This is a genomic window from Cryobacterium sp. TS_SC_7, from assembly GCF_056156285.1.
On record NZ_CM149589.1, the window covers coordinates 1,752,520 to 1,772,406 of the forward strand.

Genomic DNA, 19,887 nt, shown 5'->3' on the forward strand with positions numbered 1-19,887 from the left:
AGTCTTTCCCCTTTGGCACACGCGAACGCTATGCAACGACTCGCAAAATCTCTTCGATCGACGTGAGGCCCATGCGGACCTTCTCCCAGCCGTCTTCCCGGAGGGTGATCATTCCCTCGGCCCGCGCCGCCCGGCCGATGTCCGCGCTCGAGGCGCGGGCAACGGCGAGACGTTCGATGTTCTCGGTCACGGACATGACCTCGTGCACGGCGATGCGCCCGCGATACCCGGTCTTCGAGCAGTGCTGGCAGCCGACCGGCTGGTAGAGCACGGGCAGCGGAAGCAGCGGGTCGAAGCCGAACTTCAGGCTCGTCAGGTGCTCGGCCGTGTGGTCGGCCGGAGCCTTGCAGCGGTCGCAGAGGCGACGCGCGAGGCGCTGCGCCACCACGCAGTCCAGCGCGGAGCCGACCAGGAAGGGCTCGATGCCCATCTCCGTGAGGCGGGTGATCGCGCTCGGCGCGTCGTTGGTGTGCAGGGTCGACAGCACGAGGTGGCCGGTCAACGAGGCCTCGATGGCGATCTGCGCGGTCTCATGGTCGCGGATCTCACCCAGCAGCACGACATCCGGGTCGCTTCGCAGAATCGAGCGAAGCGCGCTCGCGAAAGTGAGGCCGGCCTTGACGTTCACCTGCACCTGGTTGATGTCTTTCATGCGGTACTCGACCGGGTCTTCGACGGTGATCACGTTGATCTCGGGCCGGGCGACGGAATGCAGGGTCGTGTAGAGCGTGGTCGACTTGCCCGAACCCGTGGGCCCGGTGACCAGGATCATGCCGTAGGGCTTCGAGTACGACTTCTTGTAGGCCTCGTAGTTGTAGTCGAGCAGGTTCAGATCGTGCAGGCTCATGGTCGTGCTCGAGTTGTCGAGGATTCGCATGACGATCTTCTCGCCCCAGACCGTGGGCAGCGTGGCGACGCGCAGGTCGATCTGGCGGCCACCGTGACTGACCGACATGCGGCCGTCCTGCGGTTTGCGCCGCTCGGCAATGTCGATATCGCTCATGATCTTGAGCCGGGAGATCACACCGTTCTGGATGCCCTTCGGCGCCCGCTGCATCTCGTGCAGCACTCCGTCGATGCGGTAGCGCACCCGCAGGCTGTGCTCCCCGGGCTCGATGTGGATGTCCGAGGCCTTGTCCTGGATGGCCTGACTCACCAGCAGGTTCACGAACCGCACGATCGGGGCGTCGTCCTCGATCGAGTCCGACACTCCGAAGGCGGAGGCCTCGACCGGGGCCTGCTCCTCCTGCATGGTGGTGGTGAGGTTGGTGAGCTCGTCGTCGGCACGGTGGTAGCGGGCGATGGCGGCCAGCAGATCGGCGCGCTCGGCGACGACGGGGATGACGCGCATCCGTGCCGCTTCGCGCACATCGTCGATCGCGAAGACGTTGCCAGGGTCGACCATGGCGAGCACGAGACGGCCGCTCTCGATCGTGATGGGGAGCACCTGGTGGCGACGGCACATCGCGGCCGTGACCAAGGCGACGGCAAGGCGGTCGACCGGGTATTCCATCAGTTCCAGGAAGGGGAGACCGGCCTGCTCAGCGCGAGCCCGGGCGAACTGCACCTCGGTGATGACGCCCGAGTCGACCAGGGCACGAACGGCACTCTCGTCAGCGGGGTCACCGGCCATGAGCTTGTCCAGCTGCTCGATCGGCAACAGCCCGTGCAGAATCAGGATCTCGGTGAGGCTGGCCACGCGATCCTCTCGAACAGGCTCAGATATGAGGTGACAGATAACGGTAACCCTGGCCGGGAAGTACGGCCAGACCCGCAATCAGGGGGGGGGGTGGTACGGATGCAGCCTGTTCAGTTCGATCCTAGCGGCCCCGCACGCAGACCCGAGGCACGGAAATCGCTCGCCGGAGCCTCCTCGCGGGCACTCGACATCCGTCTGCCGCCACGATTGGGCCGACGCTAAACCGTGGCCCACAAGTTGTTGACCATGTCCTGGGTGTAACCCAGCGGGCCCGCATTCGTGTACTTGGTGGCGAGCCAGATGCCGTCGCGCAGGAAATGGGATTCACCGAAGGCACCGTCGAGCGTGTTCGTCTGGATGACGCACCGCACACCGCCCGATTGCGCGAAGCACTCGAGGCCGGTGGCGACGAGCCGTTCCTCCACCGCGGAGCTCTGCTCCGGAGTCACCCACGCCAGAGTGGTGATGATTCCCGTGTCGGAGCCGCCGTAGGGGCTCCCCCACACACAGGTCAGGTGATCTGCTGAATCGATCACTGCCCGCAGTTCGGTGTCGTCCGTGCCGTGGGACACGCCGGCCTCCGGGTCCTGGGACCATTCGGGATTGAGCGCGAGGCCGCTGAGCGCCTCGACCATGGCCGGGCTGTAGAGCTCGTCGCAGGAGGACGGCTGCGGCACCCCCGGCGCCGCGTTCTGGCCCGGTGGCGTCGAGGCGGGGGTGGGGGTGTCGGGAGGGCGCGTCGCAGGGTCTGAAGGCTTCGGAGTGGCGGGTGCCGTCGTTGCGGGCGGGGCGCTGGCACTGGCCGTGCTGGTTGGCGGACCCGCGACCGGAGGCCCGCCGACCACTTGCAGGGCGAGAACCACGATGAGAACGATGGACAGCGCCGAACCGAGGACGGCAAGACCGATGTAGAGACGTCGCCGAGCCGTAGGTGACCCGGTTGGATTCTCGCTCGTGTCGGAACTCATCGGCGCATCCTCCGCGGTAGTGAACACACCATATCCGGGGTGTGGATCAAGACAACCGTGACGGCAGAAGGGTTGACGCGCTGATTCCCGCAACGGTGGTCGAGCTTGTCGAGACCCGGCATGTCACCCTCGGTGGTCGAGCCCGTCGAGACCCGGCGAGACAACCCGGTGGTCGAGCCCGTCGAGACCCGGCGAGACAACCCGGTGGTCGAGCCCGTCGAGACCCGGCGAGACAACCCTTGACTGCTTAGAACACGACTTCGAGTATCTGTCTATAAATATATGACAGACTCTCGACTACACCTACTAACTCTGCTATTCTCGACGCATGACCACCACCGCAGACGATCTCAGAACGGCGACGGATGCCGTCGCCCGCCTGGGATCCTCCTGCGCCGACTATGAGGCCCTGCCCGACGCCGAGGTGCTGGCCGGGCAGAGGCAGATCGCGGCCGCCCGCCGCCTCTTGGACACCCGCTCGGCGTGGATGGCGGCAACCATCGCCCATCGCTCCCGGCCCGAGCTCGGCCACTCCGGTCTGGCCGCCCAGCAGGGCTTCCTTTCGCCCGAGGCACTCATCCAGACGGTGACCGGGTCGACGAAGAACGATGCGTTCAAGCTCGTCGCGGTCGGCACGATGATGGCCGATGCCGAAGCGGCGGAGAAGCTCGTCGAGGCGGCCCTGGAATCATCCGACGCGGACGCAGCCGAGGTCGCGGCGTTCGTCGCGAAGGTTCCGTGGCAGGCGCCGATCGCCCGGGCCATCACCGCCGGCACCCTCTCGGTCGACGCGGCCGAGTCCATCCGTTCCGGTCTGGGGCAGATCGACGCCGCGGTCACCGCCGAGAAGCTTGGCACCGCGCTCGATTCCCTCCTCATTGAGGCCGCGTCACTGAACGTCGACCAGGTCTTCAAGCTCGCCCGGCGGATGCGCGACCAGCTCGACGAGGCCGGCATCGCCGCCCGGGAGAAGCAGGCCCACGACGACCGATTCCTGCGGGTCTACCGGCTCGGCAACGGCAAGGTGCGCCTGAACGGGCTCTTCGCACCGGAGGACGGCGAGTTCGTGGTCTCCACGTTCGACTCGATCACCAGTCCCCGCCGCGGAGGGGTGCGCTTCGTTGACAAGGAGAAGGCCGCCTGGGCCAAACGTGTGCAGGACGACCCGCGCAGCACCGAGCAGATCGCCGCCGACGCCCTGGTGCAGTTGCTGAAGATCGCCGGTGAAGCTGACCAGGGCCGGGTCTTTGGCGGCCGCCGCCCCGCGGTTCGTGTGATCGTCACCGAAAAGGCGCTGACGCCGGGCCAGACGGGAGCCCCGGAGGCCACCACTGCTCGCGAAGCCGCCGCTCACGGGCAGATCGAGGGCAGTCCGGTCCCGGTCTCGCAGGAGACCATCGACCGGTTGCTCTGCGACACCGGAACCCGCGGCATCCAGATCGACGACACCGGCCAGATCATCAACGTCGGCCGTGACGAACGACTCTTCACCGAAGCACAACGCGCCGCGATGGGAGTGCGTGACGGCGGCTGCCGGTGGGTCGACTGCGACCGATCACCGGCATGGAGCGAAGCGCACCACATCAACGAATGGTTGAAAGGCAACGGGTACACCGACCTTGCCGACGGAATACTCCTCTGCCATCCGCACCACCTGCTGCTGCATAACCAGAACTGGAGCATCATCCGCACCGGAACGGAGTATTGGCTTCGGCCACCCGTGGAGGTTGACCCGGAACAGAACCTGATCGCGCTGCCGAGCAAGCGGGTGGGGCTGTAGGAGTTGGTGTTTGGTTGCTGGTCTCTGGTCTCTGGTCTCTGGTCTCTGGTCTCTGGTCTCTGGTCTCTGGTCTCTGGTCTCTGGTCTCGACAGGCTCGACCACCGGGGCGGGCGCCTCGGAGGGGCGGGTCGCCGGGTCTCGACAGGCTCGACCACCGGGTCTCGACAGGCTCGACCACCGTCGCGGGCGCCTCGGAGGGGCGGGTCGCCGGGTCTCGACAGGCTCGACCAACGGGGCTCGGGCGACGGGGAGGGTCAGTGCGCGAAGACCACCGCGGGAGCCGCACTCGGGGCCGGCCTGGAGAAGAGATAGCCCTGACCGTAACGGCAGCCCATCCCCTGCAGCAGATCACGCTGGGACGTTGTCTCGATACCCTCGGCCACGACATCCAGGTTCAGGGAATCGGCCAGACGCAGAATGCCCTCCACGATCGCGCGATCGTGGTCAGAACTCTCCACGTCGCGAATGAACGTCAAGTCGATCTTGAGCAGGTCAACCGTGAATGCGCGCAGATGAGTGAAGGACGAATAGCCTGTGCCGAAGTCGTCGATCGCCAGTTTCACGCCGAGCCCACGCAGCTCCTGGAAGGTCCTCGCCGCGGAATCGATCGCGTCGAGCACCGCGCTCTCGGTCAACTCCAGCCAGAGCTGTTCCGGCGGCAGCCCCGACTCGGCAAGGGCGCGCTTGACGACGTCACCGAAGTCATCCTGCACGAACTGGCGTGCGGAAACGTTGACGCTGACCGCCATCCCCCGGTCCAACTCGGTGGCCGCACGGCACGCCTGGCCGAGCACAGTCGATCCGATCCCCTTGATCAAACCCACCTCCTCAGCCAGAGCGATGAAATCGCCCGGCATCACGATGCCGCGGTCCGGCCGCCGCCATCGCGCCAGAGCCTCGGTGGCCACCACGGTGTGGTTCTGCAGATCCACGATCGGCTGGTACCAGGTTTCGATCTCGCCCAGTTCGACCGCATCGCGCAGGGCCAGTTCACAGTCGAGCCGCTGGTGAATGCGGTAGCGCAGGTCGTCGTCGAAGACCTCATAGCGGGCCCGCCCGCGATCCTTCGCCTGATACATGGCCTGGTCCGCGTTGCGCAGCAGCAGCTCGGCATCGTCGTGCCCGAGGCCGAAGGCGATCCCGATGCTGGCATCGACGGATGCGATCTGGTCGCCGACCGCGATCGGCCGCGCGATGGACGCCTGGATCGTATCGGCAATCTGGCGCACGTCGGCGCTGCTGCCGACATCCGGGCAGATCACGACGAACTCGTCGCCACCGATCCGGGACACCGTGTCACCGGAGCGGATGCTCTGCCGCAAACGGATGCCCACCTCAGTCAGCACGGCGTCGCCGGCGTGGTGCCCCAAGCTGTCATTGACGAACTTGAATCGGTCGAGATCGATGAACAGGACCGCGACGCCGAGCCCCAGGCGCGACGCCTGCAGAAGCGCCTGATTCAAACGGTCAAGCAGCAAGAGACGGTTGGGAAGGTTCGTGAGCGGGTCGTGGAAGGCCAGGTGCTCCACCCGCGCTTCAGCCAGGCGCCGGGCGGTGATGTCCTCCACCTGGTACAGCAGTCCCCCGGCCTGGTCGCCCTCGAGGATCTCGGCAATGCTGACCTTGACCCAGGTTTCCTGCTCACCGCCGTGGCGCATCCGCCGGTCCATGCGCTGTCGAGTGGACGCACTATTGAGGCCCGTGCCCTCGGCCAGCCCGTCGTCACCGTGCACAGCCGGCATGAAGATCGTCTCGATGTGCGCGTTGACCAAAGTGGCGCTCCCACCCGCCAGGCTGAGGAGCCTTCTGTTGGCGGCCACCACAAGCCCGTCCAGGGTGACGATGGCCGTGCCGAGCGGCGAGGACGCGAAGGCCGCCTCGAACCGTGCGGCAGCCTCCGCCGCCGCGTTCTCGGCCACCCGCTGCGCCGTCACATCGGTGACACTGGCCAAGTGCCCGACGATGCCCCTCTCGTCGCGCATCGGGGCGGTGTTCACCTGCACCCAATTGACCTGGCCAACAGGGGTAAGGAACCGCATCGTGGTCTCGTAAGGCTCACCGGCGGCGGCTTTCAACTCCCATTGGGCGAACACACGCTCCGCGTCGTCGGGATGAACCGCACTCGCCCAGCCGTCACGACGCGATGCACTCTTCGTCAGCCCGCTGAGCGCATGCCACTGGTCGTTGGCGGAAACGAGTCCGCCCGCGGCATCCAGCTGCACGATCCCGACCGGCGCGATCTTGATGAGGGTGTGCAGGGTGTCCGCTGTTTCCGCGAGCTGACGGGTGCGGTTCTCGACCGTCTCCTCGAGCGTGTGGTTGGCCTCGGCGAGATCCTGCATGGCCGCCTGGCGCAGGCGATCGACGACGCGCAGTCGACGAGCCGCGACCCACGCGAGGACGCAGCCGAGAATCGTCACGCTCATGACCAGGATGGCGATGCCGAACGCTGTGTCGTACCAGCCTCGGCGCTCACCCCAGAGCTCAAGCCAACCGAGCACGAACGGTCCGACAACCAGGAACGGAACCACCTGACGGAGAAGTCGCCCCGCGCTCCCATCGGTGCGGATCAGCCCGAGGAGACCGGCATCGGGACGCTGGAGCAGAACGGCCGAAGCCAGGATCACGATGCCCAGGGCCGTGGGCCAGGCCATGCTCGTGTAGCCACCGACGGAATAGAGGGACGAGACCCCGAAGGCATAGCCCATGATCGCGATCAGACTGACGCTCAGCGCCGCGAACGCGAAGCCGAGCATCGCGGCCGAGCGAGCGGTTCGGCTGGCGATGACGGATGTCCCGAGCAGGATCAACGCCACCGCGGTGGACGGCGCCATCCGCTCCGACTGGCCCTGGAAGTCGATCCCCGGCAGGAGCGCGTCGATGCCGAGCGAGTTGCCGGAGACGAACTCTGCCACGGTGAGAGCCCCGATCACGAGGGCCATCAAACCCAGTGTGAGCGAGAGCCAGCGCCGGTCGAACGAGAAAACGCCGACCGCGACCAGAACGAGCCCCAGCGCTGTCATCGGCTTCATCGCCAGCAGGAAACCCATCGACGAGGGCATGGAATCGAAGCCGATGTACCACCCGGCGAGAATGATGAGCGCCGTGGTACCGACGAATGCCGCACCGAGCCTGCCGACCGCGCGCATGCTTATCCCCCGCTTCCGAAAAGCAGGACTGCCACTCGTTGTTCCAACACTACTTCGTTCGCGGATTGTGATCCGGCGCTACGCGTCGGCCCAGACATTCGCGATCATGTCGTGCGTGTAGCCATCCGGACCGGCGTTGAAGTAGTACGTGGCCAACCAGATTCCATCCCTGAGGAAATGCGACTCACCGGAGACGCCACCGTCATCAGTGCCCTCGACGATGCACCGCATCCCCGCGAGTTCCTCGTAGCAGTTCATTCCCGCCGCCGACAGCCGGCTCTGCACCGCGGCAGACTGCTCGGGCGTCACCCAGACCAGTTCCGTGGTCAGTCCGACACCGGAGGCACCGCCCGCATTGGCCCACACGCAGGTGAGTTTCTCTTCGGCCGCGTCGATCAGGGTGACGAGTTCCGGGTCGGCAGACCCGCGATTGGCTCCCGAGTTCTCCTCGGCGACCCAGGCGGGATTGAGCGCCAGATCGCCGAAGGCCGCCACCATCGCCGGGCTGTACAACTGCTCACACTGTGACGGATGCGGCCCGTCCGCTACCGGCTTCGACGGGGGTTGCGGCGAGGCGGTGACCGCCAGCGGGGCCGGCGTCGAGCTCGGCTGCGGGCGACTCGCCGCCTCAGCCTCAGGCACACCGGCACCCCCGCGCCACACGATGAGCAACACAACGAGGGCGATGACCAGCAGGGAGCCGACGGCACCGAGGAGCACCCACATCCGTCGACGCGTCATTGCCGAAGCGGACACTGGACCTGCAGCCATGCGATACCCCCAGAGAGAATTTCGGCTAGCTTATCGCGGGTCTCGACGCGCTCGGGTCTCGACAAGCTCGACCACCGGGTGGCTCGGGGTCTCGACGCGCTCGGGTCTCGACAAGCTCGACCACCGGCGGCTCGACCACCGGCGGGCGGTTAACGGAGGATGGCCCCCTGCCGAAGCAGGGGGCCATCCGTGGAACCTATCGCTAGTGACTAGTTGTAGGTGCCGGGGGTGAAGTCATCCGACGAGAAGCTGTCGAAGTCGACGAAGCTCAGGTCACCCTCGTTGAACGTTGCATCATCGGTGAAGATGCGGTTCGGGTAACGCTCAGCCTTGGCCTCGTCCGTTGCCTCGACGGTGACGTCGCGGTAGCGGGGAAGACCGGTGCCGGCCGGGATCAACTTACCGATGATGACGTTCTCCTTGAGGCCCATCAGCGGGTCGCTCTTGCCTTCCATGGCCGCCTGGGTCAGAACCCGGGTGGTCTCCTGGAAGGAAGCGGCCGACAGCCAGGACTCGGTCGCCAGTGAAGCCTTGGTGATACCCATGACTTCCTGACGGGCAGAGGCCGTCTTCTTGCCCTCGGTGAGCGCGGTGCGGTTGAGTTCGTTGTACTTCAACCGGTCAACGAGCTCGCCGGGGAGCAGGCCGGTGTCGCCGTGCTCGACGACGGTCACCTTGCGAAGCATCTGACGAACGATGACCTCGATGTGCTTGTCGTGAATCGGCACACCCTGCGAACGGTAGACATCCTGCACGCCACCGACGATGTGCTTCTGCACAGCGCGGACACCCTTGACTCGAAGAACTTCCTTCGGGTCGACGGCGCCGATGATGATCTGCGTGCCGAGCTCGACGTGCTGGCCATCCTCGACGAGGAGGGTGGAGCGCTTGAGCACCGGGTAGGCAATCGCCTCGTCGCCGTTGTCGGGGGTCAGAATGACCTTCCGGCTGCGGTCGGTGTCTTCGATGGTGATGCGACCGGCGGTGTCGACGATCGGCGACGCACCCTTGGGGGTACGAGCCTCAAACAGTTCCTGCACACGAGGCAGACCCTGGGTGATGTCGTCGGCGGATGCCGATCCACCGGTGTGGAAGGTACGCATCGTGAGCTGGGTACCCGGCTCACCGATGGACTGCGCGGCGATGATGCCGACGGCCTCACCGATGTCCACGAGCAGCCCGGTGGCGAGCGAACGGCCGTAGCAGACCGCACACACACCGACGGCCGACTCACAGGTCAGAACCGAGCGCACCTTGATGGTCTCGACACCGGCCTCGACCAGCTTGTCGATGAGCACGTCGCCCACGTCGTCGCCGGCGTCAGCGACAACCTCACCCTTGGCGTTGACCGCCGGGGTGGCCAGGCTGCGAGCGTAGACCGCGTTCTCCACGTTGGGGTGACGAACGAGATCGCCCATCGGGTTGATCTCGGCGATCGGCAGTTCGAGACCCTTGGTCGTTCCACAGTCGTCCTCGCGGATGATGACATCCTGCGAGACGTCCACGAGACGACGCGTGAGGTAACCCGAGTCAGCCGTACGCAGAGCGGTGTCGGCCAGACCCTTACGAGCACCGTGAGTAGCAATGAAGTACTCGGCGACGGACAGACCTTCGCGGTAGCTCGAGATGATCGGGCGAGGGATGATCTCACCCTTCGGGTTGTTGACCAGGCCTCGCATACCGGCGATGTTTCGCACCTGCAGCCAGTTACCACGGGCACCGGACGTGACCATGCGGTTGATGGTGTTGTCCTTCGGGAAGTTCTCCTGCATGGCCGCGGCAACGTCTTCCGTTGCCTTCGTCCAGATCTGGATGAGCTCCTGGCGACGCTCGAGGTCGGTCGTGAGACCCTTCTCGAACTGCGACTGAACCTTGGCGGCCTGCTTCTCGTAGCCGGCAACGATCTGCGGCTTGTTCGGCGGGGTCAGGATGTCGCTGAGTGCCACGGTCACACCGGAGCGGGTAGCCCAGTAGAAACCGGCATCCTTGACGCGGTCCAGCGTCGCGGCAACTTCCACCTTCGGGTACCGCTCGGCGAGGTCGTTGACGATCGCCGAGAGGGTGCCCTTGTCGGCAACCTTTTCGAAGTACGGGTAGTTGACCGGCATGGCCTCGTTGAAGATGGCCCGGCCGAGCGTGGTTGTGACCAGCACGACACCGACAGCCTGTCCGTCGACGAGTTCGACGCCTTCGGGCTGCGTGCCCTCTTCGAAGAACTTGTCGGTGAGACGGATGCGCACCTTGGCGTTGAGGTCGAGCGACTTCTGGTCGAAAGCAAGGATCGCTTCCGCAACAGAGGAGAACGCGCGGCCCTCGCCGATGACGCCTTCCTTGAGCGTGGTCAGGTGGTGCAGACCGATGATCATGTCCTGCGTGGGCAGGGTCACCGGGCGACCGTCAGACGGCTTCAGGATGTTGTTCGAGGCGAGCATCAGGATGCGCGCTTCGGCCTGGGCTTCCATCGACAGCGGCAGGTGGACTGCCATCTGGTCACCGTCGAAGTCGGCGTTGAACGCGGCACAGACGAGGGGGTGCAGCTGGATGGCCTTACCCTCCACGAGCTGAGGTTCGAACGCCTGGATGCCGAGGCGGTGAAGCGTCGGCGCACGGTTCAGCAGCACGGGGCGCTCACGGATGATCTCCTCGAGCACGTCCCAGACCTGCGGGCGTGAACGTTCGACCATGCGCTTGGCGGCCTTGATGTTCTGAGCGTGGCTCAGGTCGATCAGGCGCTTGATCACGAACGGCTTGAACAGCTCGAGCGCCATCTGCTTGGGCAGACCACACTGGTGCAGTTTGAGCTGCGGGCCGACGACGATGACCGAACGGCCGGAGTAGTCGACGCGCTTGCCGAGCAGGTTCTGACGGAAACGACCCTGCTTGCCCTTGAGCATGTCGCTCAGGGACTTGAGGGCGCGGTTGCCGGTACCCGTGACGGGACGGCCACGACGACCGTTGTCGAAGAGCGCGTCAACGGCCTCCTGCAGCATCCGCTTCTCGTTGTTCACAATGATCTCGGGGGCACCGAGGTCCAGCAGACGACGCAGACGGTTGTTGCGGTTGATCACACGACGGTAGAGGTCGTTGAGGTCGGATGTCGCGAAGCGGCCACCGTCGAGCTGCACCATCGGGCGCAGTTCGGGCGGGATCACGGGGACGACGTCGAGCACCATGGCAGCCGGCGAGTTGCCGGTGATGATGAAGGCGTTGACCACGCGGAGGCGCTTGATCGCACGGATCTTCTTCTGGCCCTTGCCCTCGGCGATCTGCAGGTGCAGGTTCTCGCTCTCGGTGACCAGGTCGAAGGAGAGCAGGCGCTTCTTGATGGCTTCGGCGCCCATGTAGGCCTCGAAGTACATGCCGAAGCGGTCCTGCAGCTCGTGGAAGACCGAGTCCTCAGGCTTGAGGTCGCCGACCTTGAGGGTGCGGAAGTCTTCCCACACGCGCTCGAGGTGAGCGATCTGCTCGTCGAGAGACTTGCGGACCTGGCTCATCTCCTTCTCGGCGGCGTCCTTGGTGCGCTTCTTCTGGTCGCTCTTGGCGCCTTCGGCCTCCAGTGCGGCGAGGTCGGTTTCCAGGCGCTGCAGACGGTCGGCGATGCGGGAATCGCGCTGGCCCTCGAGGGTCTTGATCTCGAGGCGAAGCTCGTTCTCAAGGCCCGGCATGTCCTGGTGGCGGCCGTCTTCGTCCACCGTGATGACCATGTACGCAGCGAAGTAGATGACCTTTTCGAGGTCCTTCGGAGCCATGTCCAGCAGGTAGCCGAGACGCGAGGGGACACCCTTGAAGTACCAGATGTGGGTGACCGGGGCGGCGAGCTCGATGTGGCCCATGCGCTCACGGCGCACCGACGACTTCGTGACCTCTACGCCACAGCGCTCACAGACGATGCCTTTGAAGCGAACTCGCTTGTACTTGCCGCATGAGCATTCCCAGTCCCGGGACGGTCCGAAGATCTGCTCGCCGAACAGGCCGTCTTTTTCCGGCTTGAGCGTGCGGTAGTTGATGGTTTCGGGCTTCTTGACCTCACCGTGAGACCAGCGACGGATGTCGTCGGCGGTCGCAAGGCCAATGCGAAGCTCGTCAAAAGTGGTTACGTCGAGCAATTTCTCTCCTTGGAAAGTATTCGAAGTGTTCGTCATCGGCCGGGCCTAGATGTCGTCGATCGAGGACGACTCAAACCGGGTGGAAATGTTGATGCCGAGCTCTTCCGCAGCGCGGAACACCTCGTCATCCGTGTCGCGCAGGCTGACGGCGGTACCGTCGCTCGACAGCACCTCGACGTTCAGGCACAGCGACTGCATTTCCTTGATCAGAACCTTGAAGCTCTCGGGGATACCCGGCTCCTGGATGTTCTCACCCTTGACGATGGCCTCGTACACCTTCACGCGGCCGAGGATGTCATCCGACTTGATGGTGAGGAGTTCCTGCAGGGCGTAAGCGGCTCCATATGCTTCGAGCGCCCACACCTCCATCTCACCGAAACGCTGTCCACCGAACTGCGCCTTACCACCCAGCGGCTGCTGCGTGATCATGGAGTAGGGGCCGGTGGAACGGGCGTGGATCTTGTCATCGACAAGGTGGTGGAGCTTCAGGATGTACATGTAGCCCACGGAGACCGGGTTCGGGAACGGCTCACCGGAGCGGCCGTCGAACAGCTGGGTCTTGCCCGAGGAACCGATCAGGCGGTCGCCGTCACGGGTCGGGGTCGTGGAGTCGAGGAGGCCCTCGATCTCGACCTCGAGCGCGCCGTCGAACACCGGGGTCGCGACCTTGGTGTTCGGAGCTGCGCTGTGCGCGGCCTCGGGCAGACGGCCGGCCCACTTGGGCTTGCCTTCCACCTGCCAGCCCTGCTTGGCGATCCAGCCCAGGTGGGTTTCCAGGACCTGGCCGAAGTTCATTCGGCCCGGGATGCCCAGCGGGTTGAGGATGATGTCGACCGGGGTTCCATCGGCAAGGAACGGCATGTCCTCGATCGGCAGGATGCGGGAAATAACACCCTTGTTGCCGTGACGGCCGGCGAGCTTGTCACCCTCGGTGATCTTGCGCTTCTGGGCGATGAAAACGGCAACGCGCTGGTTGACGCCCGAGCCGAGCTCGTCGTCGCCATCCTGCGAGTCGAAGACCTTGACACCGATGATGGTGCCGCGCTCACCGTGGGGAACCTTCAAGCTCGTGTCGCGAACTTCACGGCTCTTCTCGTTGAAGATGGCACGCAGCAGGCGCTCCTCGGCGGACAGCTCGGTCTCGCCCTTGGGCGTGACCTTGCCGACGAGGATGTCGCCGGGGCGAACCTCGGCACCGATCCGGATGATGCCGCGCTCGTCGAGGTCGGCGAGCAGGTCGGGCGACACGTTGGGCAGGTCGCGAGTGATCTCTTCCTTGCCCAGCTTGGTGTCGCGAGCGTCAACCTCGTATTCCTCGATGTGAATCGAGGAGAGGGTGTCGTCCTTGACCAGGTTCTGGCTCAGGATGATCGCGTCCTCGAAGTTGTAGCCTTCCCACGGCATGAACGCGACGAGCAGGTTCTTGCCGAGAGCGAGCTCTCCGTTTTCGGTGGCGGGGCCGTCGGCGATGACTTCGCCGACTTCGATCCGCTCGCCGGCGGTGACGATGACGCGGTGGTTGTAGCTCGTGCCCTGGTTGGAGCGCGCGAACTTGCGCAGGTAGTACTCCTGCGTGCCGCCCTCGTCGAGCTGGATGGTGACGACGTCGGCCGAAACCTCCATCACCACACCGGCCTTGTCGGCGGTGAGCACGTCACCGGCGTCGATGGCCGCGAAGACCTCCATGCCGGTACCGACGAGCGGGCTCTCGCTCATCAGGAGCGGGACGGCCTGACGCTGCATGTTGGCACCCATGAGGGCGCGGTTCGCATCGTCGTGCTCGAGGAACGGGATGAGCGAGGTGGCGACGGACACCATCTGGCGAGGCGAGACATCCATGTAGCCGATGTCTTCCGCGGGGAAGAGGTCGACCTCTCCACCCTTCTTACGGGCGAGAACACGGGCGTCGGCGAAGTGCCAGTCCTTGGTGAGGGGGGCGTTCGCCTGGGCGACGATGAACTCGTCTTCTTCGCTGGCGGTGAGGTAGTCGATCTGGTCGTTCATGACCTTGCCATCGACGACGCGGCGGTACGGGGTCTCAATGAAACCGAAGGCGTTGATCCGCGCGAATGAGGCGAGCGAACCGATCAGGCCGATGTTCGGGCCTTCCGGGGTTTCAATGGGGCACATGCGGCCGTAGTGCGAGGGGTGAACGTCTCGCACCTCGACGCCGGCACGGTCACGGGACAGACCACCCGGGCCCAGCGCGGACAGGCGACGCTTGTGCGTCAGTCCGGCGAGCGGGTTGTTCTGGTCCATGAACTGCGACAGCTGGCTGGTTCCGAAGAATTCCTTGATCGCGGCGACGACGGGGCGCACGTTGATCAGGGTCTGCGGGGTGATCGCTTCGATGTCCTGCGTGGTCATGCGCTCGCGAACGACGCGCTCCATACGGGACAGGCCGGTGCGCACCTGGTTCTGGATGAGCTCGCCGACGGCACGGATGCGACGGTTACCGAAGTGGTCGATGTCGTCGATGTCGATGCGGATGTCGGTCTGCTTGCCGTCGCGGACGCCGGAGATCGTGGTCTGGTTGTCGTGCAGCGCAACCAGGTACTTGATCGTGGCCAGGATGTCCTGCAGCGTCAGCACGGAGTCGCCGAGCGGCGCCTCGAGGCCGAGCTTGCGGTTGATCTTGTAACGACCGACCTTGGCCAGGTCGTAGCGCTTGGAGTTGAAGAAGAAGTTGTCGAGGAGCGCACGCGCGGCCTCGGCGGCGACCTGCTCGCCCGGACGCAGCTTGCGGTAGATGTCCTTGAGGGCTTCTTCCTTGGTCAGGATGTTGTCCTTCTCAAGGGTGAGCTCGATGGACGCGAAGCCCTTGAACTCTTCGAGGATCTCTTCGCTCGTCAGGCCGAGGGCCTTGAGGAAGACCGTGACGGACTGCTTGCGCTTGCGGTCGATGCGAACGCCGACCTGGTCGCGCTTGTCGATCTCGAATTCGAGCCAGGCGCCGCGGCTCGGGATGACGCGAGCGGAGTAGATGTCCTTGTCGGACGTCTTCTCCTGCTGGCGGTCGAAGTAGACGCCCGGGGAGCGGACCAGCTGCGACACGACGACACGCTCGGTGCCGTTGATCACGAAGGTGCCCTTGGGGGTCATCAGCGGGAAGTCACCCATGAACACGGTCTGGGTCTTGATCTCACCGGTGAGGTGGTTCATGAACTCAGCGTTCACATAGAGAGGTGCGGAGTAGGTCTTACCCTTTTCCTTGCACTCGTCAATGGTGTACTTCTCCGGCTCGAGCTCCGGGTTGGTGAACGACAGTTGCATCGTTTCGCCGAGGTCCTCGATGGGTGAGATCTCTTCGAAGATCTCGTCGAGTCCGGTGCGAGTCGGCAGGTCCTGACGACCGGCCGCCTGGCCTTCTGCGACACGCTGTTTCCAGTTGTCGTTACCGACGAGCCAATCGAAGCTCTCGGTCTGCAAGGCAAGCAGATCCGGAACAGTCAGATTGTCGGTGATCTTCGCGAACGAAAGACGGCCAGCGGCACGTCCGTTCTTGGGTGAGTTGGTGGTTGCGTTGCGCGCAGCAGCCAAGGAAATAACCTCCGTGGACCCCGTCAGGTCTAGTCACTGTTAGTAAGGAATACCGAGTACGAACTCCTCAGACCCTCGAGTTCTGAACTACTGAACGAGGTATGCGTCAAGGTGGCTTGAGCACGCAAAGCCGACCGCAATATGAAGGCAGAGTTTAGTCTGGGAGCGTAAAGAACAACTATATGCTGATTGACCCGCTCTGTCCACTAAATTCTTGACCTCTTGCATATTCTCAGGTATAACCCGGTTTTGGGTGTCTTCCGTCGGCGTTGTCGCCTGGGATGGAGGGCGCACACTTGAGGGATGAGTAGGCCTGTCGCGCAGCATCCGTCGATCACCCTGAAACTGAGCGGCCACCACGCCGTCATCGAGCCCGACCGGTTCACCCCGGGCAGCTTCAACCTGATCGTGGACGGCACGCCGCAGTCGAACGTGAACATGGACGACCCCGGTGAGCTGTTCTTCGAGTACGTGCAGCGGATCGGGCACGTGATCGACCTGATCGGCGACGTGGGCGAGCCGATCACCGCCGTGCACCTGGGCGCCGGGGCGCTGACCCTCCCCCGCTATGTGGAGGCCACCCGGCCCGGGTCCCGCCAGCAGGTCGTCGAGCTGGAGAGCGACCTGATCGACTTCGTGCGCGGCGAACTGCCCTGGGACAAGCGCGCGCAGCTGCGCGTGCGGCACGGGGACGCCCGCGAGGTGCTCGCGAAGCTGCCGGCCGGATTGCACGGCGCCGTGGACCTCGTCGTGGTCGACATCTTCTCCGGCGCGCGCACCCCGGCCCATGTGACCAGCCGTGAGTTCTACGAACTGGCCGCTCCCCTGCTTTCGCCGCGCGGGGTACTCGTCGTGAACGTCGCCGACGGACCCGGGCTGCCGTTCGCCCGCTCGCAGGCCGCGACGCTGTCCGCCGTGTTCGGGCATGTGCTCGCCCTCGCCGAGACCCAGGTGCTCAAGGGGCGCCGGTTCGGCAACATCGTCTTCGTCGCCGCGCACACCCCCATCGACACGAGTTGGGTGTCGCGGTTGCTGGCGGGCGGGCCGCATCCGTCGAAGGTGGTCGAAGGCGCCGAACTCACCCAGTTCATGGCGACCGCCCTGGTCACGACGGATGCGACGGCCACGCCGTCGCCGCTTCCCGGCCGCACGGTGTTCCAGCTCGGAAGCTGAACGGGCGCAGGCTCGACGGGTCGGGCCCGCTCACGCGGCGAAATCTCCTGAGTCAGCCGCAGACGCAGCGACGGATGTGACGGATCGCCCCCGATCGGGGACCGTCCCACCCGGCCGGGGCTACGCTGGACGGGACCACGTTTCGCCCGCGGCATGTGCCGCCTTCGCCTCAGGACCACACCCTGCCCATCATCACTGGCTACGATGCCGTCACCCTGCGTGAGAAAGTCGACCTCCATGCTGCGCAGCTGCGCCTCGAAGAACTCGGCGAGCTGCGCAGCCTCTCCGCTCTCAACGAGAAGGTCGTGCTGCTGCGACTGACCGGCCGGCTCGACGAGGCCTGGGACATGGCCAACACGGCACTGCGCCAGTCCCGATTCACCGGGTCGCGGGAGGAACTGGCGTTCAGCCGCATCCGTCGCGCCCAGGTGCAGCAGTACCGGGGCAAGCTCGACGAAGCGGTGACCGAACTGACCCACTGCGTGCTCGAATCCGAGACGCACGAATGGGCCAGCGTGGCATCGTTCGCCCGGGAGAGCCGCGGCAAGGTGTACTTCGAACAGGGCGACCTCGACGCCGCCCTGGCCGACTTCCGGGCTTCCGTGACGCTGCGCGAGCAGGCCGGGGCCACGCCGGCCCTCCTCGAGAGCGCGCTCGTCGCCGTCGCGGTGGTCGAGTCCTTCATCGCTGAGCGTCGCCAGGGCCGCCCACAGCAGTAGGGCGGCGCACCGCATACCGGCCCCCTGCGCCAGGACGAGGCAGCGAGCATCCGTGCAAATGCACAGTGCGCCCTGCGCCCTGCGCCCTGCGCCCTGCTTCCTTCGCCCTGGGCAGTGTGCATAACTCCTGCAATTTGTCTCGCGGCCATCGCCGCGGGCCCGGAATTCAGGGGTTCACCCACTCCGCGGCTGCGATTTGCAGGAGTTATGCACAACAGCGGCCGCTCACCCGCGGCGGCAATCCGGGGCATGCTGGATTTATTGCCGGCGGGCATGCCGGTTCGAGACGAGGTGGAGCGTGAACGGCAGCATGAATCGGCGGATGCACGCACGCACCGGCGCGGCCGGGGCGCTGGCCCTGGGCGCACTGCTGCTCCTCGGCGCGTGCGCGGCGAGCCCGCCGCTCCCCTCGGCGTCTACCTCGACCCCGGCCCAGCCATCCCCGACCGACCCCGGGGTGCCCGGATCCGTCGCACCCGGTCCCCCGGTGCGGCCGGTGGGTGACCCGGTCGTGATCGCCTCCGGCCTGAACGCGCCCTGGTCGATCCTTCGCCTGCCGAACGAGGGCACCCTGATCAGCGAACGGGACACGACGCTTGTGCGCGAGCTCCTGCCCGACGGCAGCCTGCGCGACGCCGGCCGGATCGCCGAGGCTCGCCCTGACGGAGAGGGCGGGCTGCTCGGCCTCGCCGCGCTGGCCGATCCGGCCGCACCGGGCGGCACGGGCTGGGTCTACGCCTATGTCACGGCCGTCGACGACAACCGCATCGTGCGGATGCCGCTGCTCGGCTCCGTTGGCAGCCACACCCTCGGCGACGCCGAACCGGTGCTCGACGGAATCCCGAAGGCCGGGTACCACAACGGGGGCCGCCTCGCCTTCGGCCCTGACGGCCTGCTCTACGCCACGGCCGGGGACGCCGGCAACCCCGGCAACGCCCAGGATCCGGCGTCCCTCAGCGGCAAAATCCTGCGGATGACCCCGACCGGCGCCGTGCCGGACGACAACCCGTTCGGAACCCTCGTGTACTCATTCGGGCACCGCAACCCTCAGGGCGTGGCCTGGGACTCCACCGGCCAGCTCTGGGCCAGCGAGTTCGGCCAGAACACCTGGGACGAGCTCAACCGCATCGAGGCCGGCGGGAACTACGGCTGGCCGGTCGTCGAGGGCATGCAGGGCACGGATGCCGACCCCGGCTTCGTCGACCCGGTACAGCAGTGGCCCACGAGCGAAGCCAGCCCGAGCGGACTCGCGATTGTGAACGACACGATCTTCCTGGCCGCCCTCCGCGGTGAGCGACTGTGGCGCATCGATCCCTCTACAGGCGAGGTCGACGACTGGTTTGTGAACAGCTTCGGGCGGCTGCGGGACGTGGTGTCGGGGCCCGATGGCACACTGTGGTTCGTGAGTAACAATACCGATGGCCGCGGCACCCCCTCCCCCGGCGACGATCGGCTCTATCAGGTGGCGGTGGCACCCTGATGGCCGACCTCGACCGCGTGCGCCACTGGGCGAACGCCTTGATCACCCTGCACCTCGACCCCGGCTGGACCTTCGCTTTCGACAACGCGAAGAAACGGGCGGGGCTGTGCAATTACACCGTGCAGCGGATCACCGTGTCCCGGTACCTGGCCGCGCGCTATGACGACGACGACGTTCACCAGATCCTTCTGCATGAGGTTGCGCACGCGCTGGCCGGTCCGCGCGCCGGTCACGGGCCGAAATGGAAGCTGACCGCGCAGAACCTCGGCTATGAGGGCAAGCGCACCCACGACGGGGAGATCGCGGATGAACTCGCCCCCTGGGTCGGAACCTGTCCGTTCGGGCACGTGCACTACCGGTACCGCCAACCGACCCGGGCATTCGCCTGCGGGCTGTGCGGGCGCGGATTCGACACGGCGTTCCTCATCCGGTGGACGCGGCGGGAGATCACCGCCGCGGCCCGGCGTCGGGCCGCGGCGGCGACAGGAGACAGATAGGAGC

General features: G+C 65.7%; 12 protein-coding genes. 6 read left to right on the forward strand and 6 right to left on the reverse strand.

The features are described 5' to 3' along the window. Positions 1-28: 28 nt before the first annotated feature. Together AC0J5J_RS08160 and AC0J5J_RS08165 are read right to left on the reverse strand one after the other, a co-directional pair. The gene (locus tag AC0J5J_RS08160) at positions 29-1,699 is read right to left on the reverse strand and encodes a GspE/PulE family protein (protein WP_134424404.1); all 1,671 of its coding nucleotides are present in this window, start codon (positions 1,697-1,699) and stop codon (positions 29-31) included. Positions 1,700-1,917: 218 nt separating this feature from the next. Next, positions 1,918-2,667: a hypothetical protein gene (locus AC0J5J_RS08165; RefSeq protein WP_474897435.1), complete on the reverse strand. Its 750-nt coding sequence runs from the start codon at positions 2,665-2,667 to the stop codon at positions 1,918-1,920. A 120-nt stretch (positions 2,668-2,787) separates the two neighbouring features. Here AC0J5J_RS08165 and AC0J5J_RS08170 point away from each other — a divergent pair, with 120 nt between their 5' ends. Both AC0J5J_RS08170 and AC0J5J_RS08175 read left to right on the forward strand, forming a co-directional pair. Further along, positions 2,788-2,910 carry a hypothetical protein gene (locus tag AC0J5J_RS08170; RefSeq protein WP_474897436.1) on the forward strand — a complete coding sequence of 41 codons (123 nt, stop codon included), beginning with the start codon at positions 2,788-2,790 and terminating at the stop codon, positions 2,908-2,910. 85 nt (positions 2,911-2,995) lie between these two features. Continuing rightward, positions 2,996-4,447 carry a DUF222 domain-containing protein gene (locus tag AC0J5J_RS08175; RefSeq protein ID WP_474897438.1) on the forward strand — a complete coding sequence of 484 codons (1,452 nt, stop codon included), beginning with the start codon at positions 2,996-2,998 and terminating at the stop codon, positions 4,445-4,447. Between the two features lie 255 nt (positions 4,448-4,702). Here AC0J5J_RS08175 and AC0J5J_RS08180 read toward each other — a convergent pair whose 3' ends face one another. The 4 genes from AC0J5J_RS08180 to rpoB all read right to left on the reverse strand — a co-directional run bounded on the left by AC0J5J_RS08180 (position 4,703) and on the right by rpoB (position 16,014). Further along, positions 4,703-7,597, reverse strand: a complete 2,895-nt coding sequence (locus tag AC0J5J_RS08180; RefSeq protein WP_474897439.1) for a putative bifunctional diguanylate cyclase/phosphodiesterase — start codon at positions 7,595-7,597, stop codon at positions 4,703-4,705. Between the two features lie 78 nt (positions 7,598-7,675). After that, positions 7,676-8,338 carry a hypothetical protein gene (locus tag AC0J5J_RS08185; protein ID WP_474897441.1) on the reverse strand — a complete coding sequence of 221 codons (663 nt, stop codon included), beginning with the start codon at positions 8,336-8,338 and terminating at the stop codon, positions 7,676-7,678. 239 nt (positions 8,339-8,577) lie between these two features. After that, positions 8,578-12,474: a DNA-directed RNA polymerase subunit beta' gene (locus tag AC0J5J_RS08190; RefSeq protein ID WP_134425138.1), complete on the reverse strand. Its 3,897-nt coding sequence runs from the start codon at positions 12,472-12,474 to the stop codon at positions 8,578-8,580. A gap of 45 nt (positions 12,475-12,519) precedes the next feature. Next, positions 12,520-16,014, reverse strand: a complete 3,495-nt coding sequence (gene rpoB / locus AC0J5J_RS08195) for a DNA-directed RNA polymerase subunit beta (protein ID WP_134425139.1) — start codon at positions 16,012-16,014, stop codon at positions 12,520-12,522. A 303-nt stretch (positions 16,015-16,317) separates the two neighbouring features. On the opposite strand from rpoB, the gene AC0J5J_RS08200 reads away from it, so the two are divergent. The 4 genes from AC0J5J_RS08200 to AC0J5J_RS08215 all read left to right on the forward strand — a co-directional run bounded on the left by AC0J5J_RS08200 (position 16,318) and on the right by AC0J5J_RS08215 (position 19,883). Next, entirely contained in the window at positions 16,318-17,187 is an 870-nt protein-coding gene (locus tag AC0J5J_RS08200; RefSeq protein WP_134425140.1) for a spermidine synthase, read from the forward strand. Positions 17,188-17,342: 155 nt separating this feature from the next. Beyond that, positions 17,343-17,906, forward strand: coding sequence for a hypothetical protein (locus tag AC0J5J_RS08205; RefSeq protein WP_474897443.1), 564 nt, complete (start codon positions 17,343-17,345; stop codon positions 17,904-17,906). 322 nt (positions 17,907-18,228) lie between these two features. Then, positions 18,229-19,386 carry a PQQ-dependent sugar dehydrogenase gene (locus AC0J5J_RS08210; protein WP_474897444.1) on the forward strand — a complete coding sequence of 386 codons (1,158 nt, stop codon included), beginning with the start codon at positions 18,229-18,231 and terminating at the stop codon, positions 19,384-19,386. Next, a complete protein-coding gene (locus AC0J5J_RS08215) occupies positions 19,386-19,883 on the forward strand; it encodes a SprT-like domain-containing protein (protein ID WP_134425142.1) in 498 nt (165 codons plus the stop codon). Before AC0J5J_RS08210 ends, AC0J5J_RS08215 begins: the two co-directional genes overlap by 1 nt. Positions 19,884-19,887: the final 4 nt, after the last annotated feature.